The 14412-nt window shown below is 63.5% G+C and carries 14 protein-coding genes; 2 read left to right on the top strand and 12 right to left on the bottom strand.

Annotation, left to right across the window (positions count from 1 at the left end; all coding sequences use genetic code 11):
* Nucleotides 1-7: 7 nt before the first annotated feature.
* The 12 genes from DB51_RS09175 to DB51_RS09120 all read right to left on the bottom strand — a co-directional run bounded on the left by DB51_RS09175 (nucleotide 8) and on the right by DB51_RS09120 (nucleotide 13443).
* A complete protein-coding gene (locus DB51_RS09175; RefSeq protein WP_051867431.1) occupies nucleotides 8-1525 on the bottom strand; it encodes an SCO6880 family protein in 1518 nt (505 codons plus the stop codon).
* Entirely contained in the window at nucleotides 1522-3141 is a 1620-nt protein-coding gene (locus DB51_RS09170; protein ID WP_051867430.1) for a TrbL/VirB6 family protein, read from the bottom strand. Before DB51_RS09170 ends, DB51_RS09175 begins: the two co-directional genes overlap by 4 nt.
* The gene (locus tag DB51_RS09875) at nucleotides 3141-3866 is read right to left on the bottom strand and encodes a DUF8175 domain-containg protein (protein ID WP_051867429.1); all 726 of its coding nucleotides are present in this window, start codon (nucleotides 3864-3866) and stop codon (nucleotides 3141-3143) included. Before DB51_RS09875 ends, DB51_RS09170 begins: the two co-directional genes overlap by 1 nt.
* A complete protein-coding gene (locus DB51_RS09160) occupies nucleotides 3867-4193 on the bottom strand; it encodes a hypothetical protein (protein ID WP_051867428.1) in 327 nt (108 codons plus the stop codon).
* A 127-nt stretch (nucleotides 4194-4320) separates the two neighbouring features.
* A complete protein-coding gene (locus tag DB51_RS09870) occupies nucleotides 4321-5658 on the bottom strand; it encodes a hypothetical protein (protein ID WP_051867427.1) in 1338 nt (445 codons plus the stop codon).
* Nucleotides 5655-6284 carry a hypothetical protein gene (locus tag DB51_RS09150; RefSeq protein ID WP_034253370.1) on the bottom strand — a complete coding sequence of 210 codons (630 nt, stop codon included), beginning with the start codon at nucleotides 6282-6284 and terminating at the stop codon, nucleotides 5655-5657. Before DB51_RS09150 ends, DB51_RS09870 begins: the two co-directional genes overlap by 4 nt.
* Nucleotides 6285-6294: 10 nt before the next feature.
* On the bottom strand, nucleotides 6295-7365 hold the full coding sequence (locus DB51_RS09865) for a lytic transglycosylase domain-containing protein (protein WP_051867426.1): 1071 nt from the start codon (nucleotides 7363-7365) through the stop codon (nucleotides 6295-6297).
* 133 nt (nucleotides 7366-7498) lie between these two features.
* Nucleotides 7499-7645 carry a hypothetical protein gene (locus tag DB51_RS10255; protein WP_156958303.1) on the bottom strand — a complete coding sequence of 49 codons (147 nt, stop codon included), beginning with the start codon at nucleotides 7643-7645 and terminating at the stop codon, nucleotides 7499-7501.
* Nucleotides 7646-7730: 85 nt separating this feature from the next.
* Nucleotides 7731-11933 (bottom strand): LPXTG cell wall anchor domain-containing protein, encoded by a 4203-nt coding sequence (locus DB51_RS09140; protein ID WP_051867425.1) that lies wholly within the window; start codon nucleotides 11931-11933, stop codon nucleotides 7731-7733.
* Between the two features lie 130 nt (nucleotides 11934-12063).
* Nucleotides 12064-12936, bottom strand: a complete 873-nt coding sequence (locus DB51_RS09860; protein WP_051867424.1) for a helix-turn-helix domain-containing protein — start codon at nucleotides 12934-12936, stop codon at nucleotides 12064-12066.
* Entirely contained in the window at nucleotides 12933-13160 is a 228-nt protein-coding gene (locus tag DB51_RS10250; protein ID WP_034253369.1) for a hypothetical protein, read from the bottom strand. Before DB51_RS10250 ends, DB51_RS09860 begins: the two co-directional genes overlap by 4 nt.
* Entirely contained in the window at nucleotides 13153-13443 is a 291-nt protein-coding gene (locus DB51_RS09120) for a hypothetical protein (protein ID WP_156958302.1), read from the bottom strand. Before DB51_RS09120 ends, DB51_RS10250 begins: the two co-directional genes overlap by 8 nt.
* Nucleotides 13444-13544: 101 nt before the next feature.
* Here DB51_RS09120 and DB51_RS09115 point away from each other — a divergent pair, with 101 nt between their 5' ends.
* Together DB51_RS09115 and DB51_RS09110 are read left to right on the top strand one after the other, a co-directional pair.
* Nucleotides 13545-13928 carry a helix-turn-helix transcriptional regulator gene (locus DB51_RS09115; RefSeq protein WP_162174641.1) on the top strand — a complete coding sequence of 128 codons (384 nt, stop codon included), beginning with the start codon at nucleotides 13545-13547 and terminating at the stop codon, nucleotides 13926-13928.
* Nucleotides 13918-14403: an ImmA/IrrE family metallo-endopeptidase gene (locus DB51_RS09110; protein WP_051867423.1), complete on the top strand. Its 486-nt coding sequence runs from the start codon at nucleotides 13918-13920 to the stop codon at nucleotides 14401-14403. Before DB51_RS09115 ends, DB51_RS09110 begins: the two co-directional genes overlap by 11 nt.
* The last annotated feature ends 9 nt before the right edge of the window (nucleotides 14404-14412 follow it).

Here is a 14412-nt window from a genome sequence, read left to right as displayed (position 1 = left end):
GCCCTCCTTAGAGCATGTCCGAATATTTGGCCGGCACCGCCTGGTACTGCCTGAGCGACAGGCCCAGGGGCAGGGCGGCGGCGAACGCGGAGTCCTGCGAGCCGTACACCGGTCGCAGTCGCAGCCTGGCCGTGGCCCCCAGGTTCTCTATCGCCGAGGCCACGTCGGCCCGGTCCTCGCCCTGGGCGTGACCGTTCAGGGTGACGGTGACCAGGCATGAGAAGTTCTCCAGGCCGGCCCCGCTGGATTCCTCCTCGGCGGTCTGGTTGACGGCCCTGGCGCGACGCCGGTCGCGCGCCTTCGCCTTCTTGGCGCTGTTGATCGCGTAGTCGGCCTGGTTGACGTCACGGTCCACGATGTCCGGCTTCCTCTCCGCCGGGATGGGTCGGAATATCCAGGTGACGCGTTTGCGCATGAGGTCCTGCCGTGCGGACAGGAGCCGTTTGAGGATGGTGGCCTGGACCACGCCCTTGGGGGTCATGGTCATTTCCCAGGTCTCGGAGACGCCGCTGTCGTGCCGGTAGGAGTCCCAGGACGCCTGGGTGGCCATCGGCCCGCAGTTTCTCCAGGCGAGATCCACGTCGATGCCCTGCATGTCGGCGAGGTCGAACTGCTGGGCCTGTTCGGGATCGTAGGCGATGCGCACGTAGCGGCACAGTTCCGCCGGTCCCATCGGTGTGCACGCCCCCGCCCCGGTCGCCTGGAGCTTGTGGATCAGGTAGGGCAGTCGCGAGGACAGCTCCGTGAGCATGACGTCCCTGCCGCGCCGGCGTCCGCCGGCCCTGCGGTCGGAATAGGTGTACGCCACGTATGCGTTCGCCTGGCTGGATCCCTGCGGGTAGGTGTCCACGATGCTGGTCATGACCGACGCCGCGAAATCGGGTTCGTTCACGTCCGCTTGGCCGGTGACCTCCTGGCGCAGTTGCAGGGGGTTCGCCGGGGAGGTCTCCACGGTGACCGTGTACTGCAACAGGCCCTGCTCGTCGGCCATGTCGGCCTTGCTTTGCGCCCATTCGGCCACCCACCGGTCCATCTGCCCGGGATCGACGAGATCCTCGCCGTTCGGCGAGGTGCGGATCACCAGCGTGTAGGTGTGCTGCCTGGGGCAGTGGATCACGCCGAAATCGCCGTTGGCCGACGTGGCGTGCAGCAGTTGGGTCCTGGCCAGCAGGCCGGGAAGGATCATGGACCCTTCGGGTCCGTATCCGAGTATTCCACCTCTGAACATGTGCTCTCTTTTCCATGTGGCCATCCACCAGCCGCATTTGACGATGATCTTCGTGGCGATGCTCTTGCCGTGCACGTCCTTCCTGCTGATCAGATACGCGAACACGCAGGTCAGCAGGAATATCGTGATCGCCGGCACATACAGGTTGAGCATCATGAACGGCAGGGCGAGGAAGATGCCGGCGAACACCAGGGCGCTGCCGAGCAGGCCGAGTCCGGGGATGATGCCCGGCGTCCTGGGTTCGATCCAGTTGCCGTAGGTGCGTGGCTTGTGGATGGGATTGTCGTGTGCGCTCATGCCTGGTCACCTCCCGTGGTCCTGTCGGGCACGCTGGCGGCACCGGACGCCTGGGGTGCGGCCGCCGGGGCGGCCGGCTGGGCCGCGCTGCCCGATGGTGTGGCCGCGCCCGCCGGGGCCTGGGAAGTCCCGCCGGAAGGTGCGGGAGCGGCACCGGACGGGGAGGATCCCCCCGTTTCGCCGCCGGCCTCCGATTCGATGGCACCCTTGGCCTTCTTGACGGCACCCGCAGCAGCGGAGACGCCCGCGCCGACGGGGCCCGCCGCAGCGCCGGCGCCAGCGGCCGCACCGGAAGCGGCGCCTGCACCAGTGGAAGCGGCACCGCCAGTGGCCGCACCGGAGGAGGATCCGCCGGCCGTCGACGCACCCGAAGGCGCGGACGTCGCGCCGGATGCCGGGGCTGGCGACGAGGAGGAGGATCCGGAGGACGCGGAGCCGCGGGCGAGCATCATCGCCCCGGTCGGGGCTGCCGCGGCTGCACCGCCGCCCCCCGAACCGGAACCCATCGCACTGACGGCGGGCACGGCGAACTTCATCAATGCGGGAAGGGCCACTATCGAGCAGACCATGAACACGAACCCCACCATCGGCCCGGCGATGGTGCCCGACTGGTCGCCGAATGCGCCGCCGCTGATCATCCAGAAGCAGGTCGCGTAGATGATCGACGCTACCGGCTTGTACAGGACGAACGCCACGAGCCATCCCAGGCTCTTGTGATACCAGTTCATGCCCCATTCCGTGTTGGTGTTGGCCGAAGCGAGCGGCAGGATCCCGACCAGCACGACCAGCAACCCCGAGCGCAGGATCATCAGCGCGATCTGCACCAGGCAGGCGATCAGGGACAGCAGGCCCAGGATGATGATGAGCAGCGCCCCTCCGGGCATCAGGCCGCTGATCTGCAGATCCTTGGTGATCGCCGCGTTGAAGTCGTGGTCGGTTGCCTCGTTGAGCAGCCATGTGGAGAACGCGTCGCCGGCGTTCAGGGCCAGTTGCACCAGGGTGGTGCCGGCACCGGCCACCACGATGAGCCGCACCAGCGATTTCAACGTGTCATCGGCCGGCTGCGTGTCCCTGGCCATCATGAGCCGGACCATGCCGACCATGACGCTGATGGCGGCCGCCACCAGCATGTAGAACCACAGGTGCGCCTGCAACTTGCCGACCACGCCGCCGACCCTGCTCGGCCCGGTCTGCAACACCATAGTGACCAGGGCGGTCGCCGTGCAGATGCCGATGACGGCGGCGAGGATCACGCCGAGCCGTCCGAACGCGTTCTCACCATCGCCCCTCCTCGCCTTCATGGCCCAGCGGGCGGCGAGCAGGATGATGGCGAACACCGCCATGACCAGGCTGATCCACTTCACGTATCCCACCGCCTGCATGATGCCGGCGGTGTCGCTGGGGTTCACGGCCTTCGTATCGCCGCCGGATATGGTCGGCGTGGGCACCTTCATCCACAGCGTGGCGAACGAGCTGACCGCGCCGCCGACCGCGTCGCTGACCAGGCCGGCGATGATGCTGAAGATGCCGCTGACGAGTTTCCCGATCGCCGTGCCGGCGATGTTCAACGGGTTGATGGCGGAGGCGACCTCGCCGATCTGATCGAGCCAATCCATCAGCCGCTCACCTTCCACTCCGTGTAGCCGGTGAACGAGGGGATCACGGCCGACGTGATGGGGATGTCCTTCTCACAGCGCAGCTTCCAGTCCCCGTCGGACCAGACGAGATGGTAGACGATGCTCAGATCCACGGACTGGCCGGCCGACGTGCCCACGAATCCCAGGTCCACGGTCGCCTCGCTGTCCGTGAAGTCCAGAATCCGGAAGCCTGCCGGCGTGCCACGCGAATCTGAGGCGCTGCCGACCGGGAAGGATCCGAGCTGGCGGATCTTCGCGGCCATACGGTCATACTGCGAGCCTTTCCCGAACAGGCTGATCGCATGCTCCGGGTCGCTCATGAGGTTCTGGTCCGTGGTCATGGCCGCGATGTTGGCCGCCGCGAACAACGCGCCCTGCGGGTCATGGGAGAAGCAGCTGCGCATGCCATCGTCCTTGACGACGCCGGGACCGTAGCTCTTCGCATACGGGTACGGCCACAGGGTCTGGTTCTCGTAACGCCATTCATCCACATGCGGTGTCGTAGTGAGGGTGGTGGAGTCGCCGGAACCCGGCAGACCGCAGACGCTGGGCTGCACGCTCGTGGCACCCGTCGACGTCGAGGACGGTGACACGGTGGATGACGATCCGGTGGAAGATGCCGCCGGCTGCCCTCCCCAGCCGCACCCGGAGGTCAGGGCGAGCGGGGCGAGCAGCAGCAGCGCCGTGATGGTATGCCGTCTCATTTAGAAGCCCCCCAGCCAGCCGACGACACTCGCGGCGAACGAGATGATGATGACCGCGATCAGGGCGATGCCCACCTTGTTGATGCCGTCGCTGTCCTCGCCACGCCTGGCGTGGATGGCCCACAGGGCCGCGCCCAGGATGATGGCGAACACGCAGATGATCAGGGCGATCCACTTGCCCAGGCCGATCAGCGTCATGAACTTCTCGCTTCCCGGAGGGGCCTGCGGCGCGGGATTCTGGAGGGCGAGAATACGCACCCCGGTCTGTGCCTCGGTCTGCGCCGTCCAATGGATCACATGATCCGTGATGGTCTGTGTTACCTGCATGATGATGCTCCTTGCTGATTGATTGCTGCTGTCCGTATGGTGTCGTGTGCCGCCGTGGCGGCCGGCTGTCGGCCGTATGCCTCTACACCGCTTCACCTCCTTTCACTGGGTGGATCCGTCGCGCCGTTCACAGTCCCGGATCCGAGCCGCCGATGTTGCCTTCATCACTGCCCGCTCCGGGCACGCTCCATGAAGGTGCCCCGCCCGACGAACCGGAGGAACCCGATCCCGTGGAGCCGGAGGTTCCGCGACGCGTCGAGGAACCCGAGGACGAGGACCCGGATCCCGATGTCTGGGAACGACGCTTCGACGGGGACGAACTTGAGGATCCGGACGAAGAAGGGGCCTGCGCCTGTGCGGCAGCCGCGTCGGCGGCCGCTTTATCAGCCGCAGTCTTGTCGGCCGCAGCCTTAGCGGCCACGCTGTCGTTCACGCCCTTGACCGGACCGGCAAGCGACGATTGCGCATCCTGGTACCGCTTCGCAGTCTTCACGCCCTTGTCGTCAAGTACCTTGTTCGCCGCGTCGATGGCCTGCTGCAACTTCACACGCGTCGCGTTGTCCGCGACCTTGCCATGCGACGAATCAAGCGTGCCCTGGGCCGCCTTCACCGCATTTGCAAGCGACGTCTTCGCATCCGCCAACGCCTTCGCATCACGCGACGCCACCACCGCATCGACAGCCACACCGATCGCCGATGTCCGGCCGTCGGCCGTGGCGGCCAGTGCGGTGAGCTTGCCTGCCAAAGCGGTGAGTTGTGCGGTGTCCATCCGCGTGGCACACTCGGGGGCTCCGCCGAGATCCGCCTGGCTGCGCGCCTGGCGCAGTGCGGTTACGGTGGCCGGGTCCCTGACCTGGCCCGTGTCGATGCGTGAGGCTGCTGCACTGTCCGTGAGGCTCCGTCGCAACGCATTCCGGGAGGCGGCGAGATCCTTGGACGCTCTCTGGCACGAGGTGAATGCCGCATCGTGCCTGCCGGAGACATACCAGCGGGAGGCCAAGACGCCCGCAGCCGTGAGCAGCAGCGTGCCGGCGGCGATGAAGGCCACGATGACCCGGCGTCGGCCGAACCGTCGTGTCGCGGCCTCGGGCCTCACCGCCGGTGCATCCGCGCCGGTGGGGGCCGCCGTGTCGGCTATGGCGTCGAGAAGATCATCGGTATCGTCGTCTGGTGCCGTTTCCTGGATGGCAGTGTCCGCTGGCGTCTCTTCGACCGGGGTGGTGTCGGTGACGACGCCCTGCCGGTCGATGTCCAGCATGGTGGTGTCACCGCTGCCGCTGATGGTCACCGTGAACGCGGTGCGTTGCAGCCTGGCGAGCAGGCGCAGTCTCGACACCGCCTGCTCGCGCTGCGCGTCCATGCCGGGGGCGTCGAGCGGGGAGTGCGTGCCGTTGATGCACAGATCGCCTTCCCGCTCGTCGATGCTCACCGTCACCGGGGTGGCCTGTTGGGTTGGCGTGCTCATTGCACGTCCTGTCTGGTCGAGGAGCCTTGCACCTGCCAGCGGCCCTCGGCGGTCCTGTACAGCAGCACGTCATCGGTGCCGCTCAGGGCCTGCGCCCTAGTGTTGTCCCGCCGGTGCGGGGTCATCGTCCAGTTGACGGTGATGGCATCCTGGTCGGATGTGGAGGGCACCCCGTCACGGCCCGTCGAGGTGATCGCGGTGCTGGTCCAGGAGCGGTGGATCGCCTCCTGGTTGAAGTACGCCTGCCCCTTGGCCTGGTCGGCGTCGTATGCGGCCTGCTCCTCTTGCAGTTGGCGCGTACCCCACAGCGCGGCCCGCTGTCCGGCATACGCGTCGGTCAGGTCCCGCGTGGCGTCCCAGGTGTGGACGGCTATCGTGTAGTCCCTGGCCACGGCCGTCGAATCATCCCATGCCGTGGCGTTCGGATCCGGAAGGATGCTCAGCCATTTCGCCTTGCCGCCGGGGATGGTCAGGCCTGCCGGTGCGGGCACCACCGTCGGCGCCGCCACCCCCTTGGGAGAGGCCGTGGCCGTTGAGGGACTGGCCGAGGGTTGCGTGAACCCGCATCCCGACAGGGCGAGCAGCAGGGTGAGTGCCGTGGCGGTGCGAGTGGTGGCGTGTTTCATCGAAGCTCCTTTAGTAGATGAACCAGACGCTGGACGAGGCGGCCTGGAGTTGCTGCGCGGTGAAGGTCCGCAATTGGGGGGCGCTCATGGACGACCCCGATTCGGACACCACGATGCCGCCGTCAGCGTTGATCTGCTCGACCAGCGCCACATGCCCGTAGATGCCCGACGAGCCGAACACCCCGGGCGCTATCGACATCGCCGCACCGAGCTTCGGCGAACGGCCGGTCGAATACCCCAGGGCGCGCGCCCTGCTGATCCAGAAGCCGCCGTTGCCCATATGCGCATCCACGGGCCGGCCGATGCTGGCGCGACGGTTCGCCACCCACCAGGTGCACTGCCTGGGCGGGTAGCCGCTCGGCCCGCCGTAATACGTGTCGGTGATGCCCATAGAGGCGATGTTGACGTGCCGTCCGTCGGCTTTCATGCTCAGCGCCGGCTTCAACTGGCCGGCGGCCGCACCTCCCGCATCGCCGGTCGCGCCAGACGTATCGGTGTACTTCGCCATCAGCGCGAGGATCTTCTGCACATACGCCTGCGTCTCCTGGAAGGCGGGTATGCCCTTGGCCCGCTGCACGGCACCGATCCCCGCGTTATAGGCCGCCAGGGCGAGTTGCAGGGTGTCGCCGGAGAACAGGCCCTTGGCCTTCATGCCGTCGATCTGCGCGGCCAGGCCGCACATGTAGTTGCCCTGGGTCCATATCGCGTCATGCGCGTTGAGGATGTCCGCCTTGCCGTCACCGTCGCCGTCCTTGCCGACGGACGCCCAGGTCGCGGGCATGAACTGGGCGATGCCCCTGGCCCCGGCGGGACTGCCCGCACCGGGATTCCAGTTGCTTTCGGTCTCGATCTGCGCCGCGATCACAGGGGCGGTGACCGTCTGGCAGACACTCCCCGCCTTGCGCACATCGGCCAAATACTGGTCCGGCACGTTGGATACCGAATCGCCGGTCTGCGTCATACCACCGCCCATAAGCAGCGAGACCATCAGCAGAGGCATCAGGATCAGCACCGGGACGGCCAGAACCGACACGATGGCGACGACGGCCGCATGTGCGCCGTGCCCATCACTGGTATCCATGAGATCCTCGATTCTCTGCTTGTCCTAATTCTTGAAGATGAAGGATGCCCCGCCCACTGGGGAAAGCAGACAGGGCAAAATATGGCCGGCTGTAACGATGCGCCAGCCTTCGTAATGACGGATGGGGAATCCGTCAGTCCTCCGCGTGGGAGGAAGTGCGATGATGTTGCCTTGCGGCTATGGCGTCAAGCTGCCGGTCTCCCAGGGCAGCAGCCCTGCATAGCGAGAGGACCATGAGCAGCATGAATGAGATTCCCACGGCGATAACGATCCACACCATGTTTCGTCTCCTTTCACAGGAAATTGTTGAGGATTGAGGATGGGATGCCTCGCCCGACAGAGCATCAGGCGAGGCAAGCGCCTGATCACCGGGCGTTACGAGGATCCTCATGCTTGCCGGTATCAGCCATGCGGCGGCGGGAGACGATGATTCCCGCGCCTGCGCCGGCGAACAGGATCACGGCCACAACCACCCAGAGCATGTCGGCACCGGTCTTCGCCAGGGACTTGGACGCGGCGGCCTTGACGTAGCCGTTCCAATCGTCCTTCGCGCTGATCGCAGTGTCATAGCACACCTTGTCCGGGTCGGCCGTTGGGTTCTTGCCGTCGAATGGGTCGGTGTCGATGACCGGGCAGTCGATGATCGGCTGCGCGGTGACCTTCGCACGATCCGTGTGATGGTCGTTGCTCCTGATGCCCTTCAACGTGCCGGTGACGTCCACCGACGCTCCGGGCTTCAACACGAGCGTGTTCCAGTTGGCCGGATACGTGAAGTCCACGACCGTGCCGGAACCTGTGATGGTCGCGTCCTTCAAGTCGATCTTCGAGAGACTGGCCTTGCCGGTGTTGGTGATATGGAACACGATCTCGGTGTCACCCGTCACATTCAAGGCATCGCTTGGCGTATTGCGATCCCCGGCCTTCATGCCGCTCTTCGCATCGTATTTCTCGATGCTGATGGAAGGCGTCTGATCAGGAGTATGGGTGACCACCACGTTCGACGGCCTGTCCTGGCCGTTGAGCGTTTCAACAAACTGGTTCTTCACGTCACCGGTCTTGATACGTTCCATCTGCACGTAGGCACGCCACCCCTGCTCACTGGTGTCGTTGGACGAGGCGATGGCGAGGTATCGAGCCGTGACGGTCACCGTGAGTACACCGTCCTTATCGGATGCGGTGAACAGGTCTCCACCGAACTTCGTGGAGTCCACGCCACTGCCGGCGATGCGACCGCCCTTCTCGGCCAAAGTCACGGCCTTGCCGTCCTGGTATTCGACCACATCCTTGGTGGCGTACACCGCCCACTGGCCGGTGTACCGGTCGTGCGACTGGTCGTAGTCATCCGTGATCCTCCAATCAGTGATCTCCTTGTACGCACGATTCGTATGCAGCGTAGAGCTGTCCAACTGGTAGAGGAACAGGTGGTTCAGGTAGATGCTCTGACCGTCGGCCGAAGCGCCTCCCACGTTGACCGTCACATCCTTGGAGGGGTTGATCTCTTTCAACGGGTTGCTTACGGTGTTGGTGAGCTTCTGCTCGTTGTTGGTGACCTGGATCGCAGTGTTCTTCACCGTGTAACCGTCCTTGACGGCCTTCACCGTCATCGGCAGCACGATCTGGTAGGTCTGTCCAAGCACCTTCTGGTCGATGGCGGGAGAGGCGAGCGGATCCAGCTTCTCGGTCGAATACGCCTTCAGGTCCGACGACTGCGGGTCGCCCAGCACGGTCTCGCCCGTGGCGGGAATGGTCGTGTCCACCGTCTTGAAGAAGGCGTACAGCACACCATCCTTCTCCTGGATGTTGAACTTGCCGGTCACGTCACTGCCCTGGGCGTCAAGCACCTGGATCGCCGTCGTGTCGAGCTTCAAATACTCCTGGTCATAATCATCGACCATGCCCAGACGCTGCACCACATACGCGGTGTTATCCAGCTTCGAGGCATCGAGGTTGACCCGATAGTAGATCCGGTCGCCCAGCACGGCGGTCTTGCCGTCGATGTTGATCTTCGCATCCTTCTGCGTGTCCTGCTTGGATGGATTGTCGTCGGGAGGCGTGTTCTCCACGATGTTCGACGGAGTGATGCTGTTGTTCAGCGTCAACTTCCACTGGTTGTCCACCTTCATGTTCGCCGGAGCATCCTTGGAGACCGTGCCCTCGAAGCGCACGATGATACGAGGATTCGAGCCGGCCTTCCAGTTGGCCTTCACCCAGGCGTCGGAGAATGCGATGCGAACCGTGTGCGCGGTGCCGTCCCAGGTGCCGGTGTACTGGCTCTTGGGGATGATATTGCCCGTGTTCAGGTCGGTGACCTCCAAGGTCTGCTTGTCCACGTTCAGATACTGGTCGTAACTGTCCGTCACACCCACGTTCGTCACCTGATAGGCGAGGTTCGCGGGAAGTTTCGGCGTGGTCTCAAGCTTGTATTCGACCTTCTGGCCGGGGAACACGGTCTTGCCGTCCACGCTGGACTGGTCGCCGCCCTGTGAGGACTCGGCAAGCACATCCTTCGTGACCGGTGGCACATAGCAGCAGATCTCAGGCTCGTTCGTATCCTCGGTCTGCGTGTTCACCGTTTCGGAACCTGCATTCGTCAAACCCGCGCCAGCGGTACCAGTCGATAGCGAGGAATACGTCACTGGCGATTCATCGCTGGGTGGATTGGTGCAGAACGTCAGCTCGTCGCCGGCGTTCTTGCCGAAGTCGGAGCGCACCTGCTTGGCACCCCCGCCATTGGCGAAATTGATGGTTCCTGGGATCAGCAGGGTAATCTGCTGAGCCTTCGCCAGACCCTTCAACGAAGCAAGGTAATCTGCCTTAGCTGTTGCAGTGGCAGTCGTACCGTTCACGGTGATGGTGAACTGGTCGGTCACGTCCGTGCCCGTGTTGGCGATGTCCGCGACACTGGACTGCTTCTCACTGCTCGCGTCAGCCGCATAAACTCGAATTTTCGAGGCGTCGGCCGCATCGAAGATGTAGTCAGCCTTCGCCCAATCATCCGTCAGAGTCAACTTCGTAGGAGCCTGGATCAGGTTCGCGGCAACCGTGCCGTTGACCACGGAACCGACCGTATCGCCGTCAAGGAAGGTCTCGGTGTCGGCACCGGTCTGGTTGCTTCTGGACGGGTCGATCACGGCCTGCCACTTGCCATCCACGTATTTGATCCAGGACTTGTCGGGGTTGGGACGCCAGGTCGGGAACGACTTGTCATCCGTGTTCACGCTCGGCTCCTGATTCCACTTGACCGAAGCCACATCATCGACCTTGGAGAAGTCAGGCTTGGCAACCGTCACATCGAAGCTGAACGCATAGGTGCGGTCCAACGGCATCTCGCCCCTGGACGCCGTACGCGCGGCGGTCACCGTGTTCGCGCTCTTATCCCAGGTGATCGTGAAATCGCCGGAAACGTCGGCACCACTCGTGGTATCCACCAGCTTGCAGTTGTCGATGGAATAGTTCACGCCATTAGGCGTGATCTTGTCCTGGATGGTCATCTCGTAGCCGCCGCGACCGGTACCGGTCGTGATCGTCGTGCGGTTCACCATCCGGTCGGCGGACGTGCCGTCCTCGATGCTCTTCGAAGGCTTCACGGGAGGCACCGCAGCCACGGGGAACGATTCGGCAGCCTCACGATCCGTGGTATCCACGGCAGCCTGCATCTTCCCCTGCCTGGCAACCTGCACGTCAAACCAGTACGTGCCTTCCTGCCAATGCGACACGCCAAAGTCGGAAGGCGTGAAATCGGGCGAGTTCTTCGAACCATCATTACTGATGGCCATGCTCTTCGTCACGCTTCTCGCGGCCACGTACCCGTTCCTCTGCCCGTCATAGTGCATGATGACCTTCGCCGTAAGGTTCTCGCTCAGCGAGGAACCACCATTAGACGTGGTGATCACGTCATGCACGGCAGCGGTGGAACCCACCTTCATCGAGGCGGCAGACGCCTGCTTGGTGGACACGGAAAGCTTGTATGCAACCGGTGGTTCGTCGCTGGAAAGGACGATGACAATGATTCCTGGTGTCTTCGCGGCCTCGCGTGCCACCAGAGCATTGATGGTGGTCACACCATCGGAGAATGGTGTGGTGGTCTGATAGGCCACGCCTTCATGTGAGTAGCTTTTACCCTGTGTCTCGGCATTCCAGGCAGAAGCCCATTGCGATGTAGTGAAGCCGCCTGTGCTGCCGGTGTACTTTCCGTCAGTGGAAACCGCACCAACGCTCACCAATCTGCAACCGGCATTCGTGTCACCGTTATGCTTGGTAGCATAACGAGACTGGCATTCACTGACCGCACTATTCAACGCTGTATTCGCTGACGCATCCGCAGGATGTGAAGCGTCGTTATAGGAAGTCAATCCCATCGCGGCCAACGCTATATCCACATTCCCTAGTGTGGGAGCACCATAACTGTCTTGGTAAGTGAAACTGATCTGACCGTTACCACCGGAACCTGTGCCGCCGCCACCTGATCCGCCGCCACCGTCAGCATACGCGGCAAGCGGTGAAACCGATGTGGAAAGTGCAGCGACCAAGGCAGCCGCTACGGTCGCTCCCTTCTTCCAATTCCTCATATTCTTCCCTTATCATTAAGGGGCAGCCCCTTATGGGTTGCCCTAACAGGCCCCTGCTATCGCGTTCATCCGGCAAAAGAGAACCGCGGTAGCGGGGACGCACTTGGTGTTCGCCGTGCGTGCGGACACGTCACGGCGTGGACAGGTCATCGTCGGTCGGCAAACCCAACCGTTGCAGTGCCTGGATGCCGGTGATGCCCATGTTCAACAGTTTGGCCAGGGTGACCGCGAGACCGTCGGGAGTGGCGTTCTCCTCGTCCCTGCGCAGCAAGGCGAGCACGTGCGTGCATTTCCAGGTGTGCGTGTGAACATGGCCGGATGGGTGGCGGGCCTTGACCGTGAGGTTGAGTTCAAGGCCGCGTCTGAGCCAGTTGCGGAAACTGGCATCCCAGTCGGCACTGACCTGTGCCGAGGAGAGGCAACGATCACGGAATTTCGCAAACTCCGCATCACAGTCCAGACCAAGGGTGGTGGCGAGAGCGTGGTGCGCACTATCAGGCCGCCAGTCGCCGATTCCGCTCATCGTGGGTCGGCGTCGACGGTGGGGAAGTTTCTCACCCGGGTTATTGGTCGGGTTATATGGTTCGTGCGCACCGTGTTGCATGTCTACGGGGCTGTGATTGCACCCCTGGACAGCGCTTGCTGCATCCCTGTGAACATCCACGGGTGCAGGATCTGCACCCGTAACGGTCGTGTCCTCCGCCCGGTGTCTCGTTGTTCGCAGGTTCAGGTCCCATACCGTGGGGCGATGATTGCCGGGCAGGTACGAGGCGAGCCGCTGGTCGCCGTGCCGTATCGCTCCGGACCGTTCCAGCAGGCGCAGCTTGTACTGCACCGTGCGGCGTGACACCTCGGCGATCCGGGACAGCGTCGCCAGGCTGGGGTAGGCGCCGGTGCCGTCGGGATTGGCGTAATCACCCAAGGCGATCAGGATCACCTTCGCGGTCGCGTCCTTGCCCGTGGGCGCCTCGTTCAACGCCCACAGCATGCTGCGCAGACTCATGAGCGTCGCCTGCGATGGATCCTCGTGGTGCTGCGCACCTCGACGAGCCGTTCGTCCAGATGCTCGATGCTGTCCGTAGATACCCGATACTGGCGTGAGGGCTGGCATACGCGCAGCACACCCTCCCTGCCGAGCTTGAGGATCTGGCGACGATCCATGCCCAGCATGAGCGACGCCTCACTCAGATTCACCCACTTCGGCACGAACCCGCCACCGCTACTCATGATCGGCCCCTTCTCCCGCAACCCCATGATGCGTGTCCGGCACCGGTGTGTCCGTCTCTTCGTCGGGGCTCACCAGTGTCTCGATGTCGACATGGAAGGCTCGCGCCAGCATCTCCAGCTCATGCACATCGAACGGTGACGTGGAGGGGAAGCGCAGCCGACGGATCAAAGTCACCCGAGGGATCCCCGTCAGCTGCGAGGCACGCAGCACGGAAGCGCCCGACCGGGTGATGACCGCCGCGACATGGTGCGCGACGAGTGTCGCGAAACTTGAACTGTCCATGAAAGACATGGTAATGCCCAAACAGGCAGCATGTCAATATCGGAAGTGCCCATATAGGACTTGATAATGACTGTTCAGTGTTATAGAGTGTCCATATGGACATGAACGAAGCTACAGCGAAGACCATAGCATCCGAACGATCGGCTGCGGGGCTGACGATCAAACGGCTCGCGGAACGCTCGGGCGTCCCCGAACGCACTTTGATCCGCATCCTCAAGAACGAGCGTGACATCAAGGTCACCCAACTCGCCCAACTCGCCGAAGTGTTCGGCGTCTACCCCCACGAACTCATCCAATCCGCCGAAGCGTTCATCGAACGCGACCAGCGCGGACCCGTCACCCTTGGGGAGCCGCAGCCCAGCGAACTGTCCGAAGCGGACAAGACAGCGTACGTGCTCAACAAGATAGGCAACCATGACGTCAGGCTCGCGGCATCGCACGACCCCAACAAATGGGCTGAGGCGGCAGGCGGCGATGGACGATAACAGGCGCATCCTCCCCGATTTCCTGCACCGGACATACACGCAGATCATCAACGACACCGAGCACCTCGACGTGAGCGTCGTCAACACCCTGCTTCCGGGGGATCTCACCGGAATATACGATGAAGCAACGAAGCTCATCCTCATAGACCAGCGGCTCATCAGCGCCCAGCAACGCTGCACCCTGGCACACGAACTCGTGCACTGGGAGCACGCCGATGAAACCTGTTCGGGAACCCTGGGCTCGAAGATCGAGCGGCACACCCGCATGGAAACCGCATCCAAGCTCATACGGCCGTGCGAATACGCCCTCGCCGAGAACGAATACGACGGCGACACCTACGCCATCGCCTGCGAACTGGACGTCACCGTGCAAGTCATCGAAGACTTCCGCAACTACCTCGCAATGGTCCCTGCCATGACAGACCGTCGGCAACAGGCATTTTGCCAAAGCCGAAGATCGACGGGTGGCATCTGACAGCCAGGG

It is taken from the genome of Bifidobacterium crudilactis (assembly GCF_000738005.1).
GTDB lineage: Bacteria > Actinomycetota > Actinomycetes > Actinomycetales > Bifidobacteriaceae > Bombiscardovia > Bombiscardovia crudilactis.
This window is presented reverse-complemented; position numbering and strand designations above follow the sequence as displayed.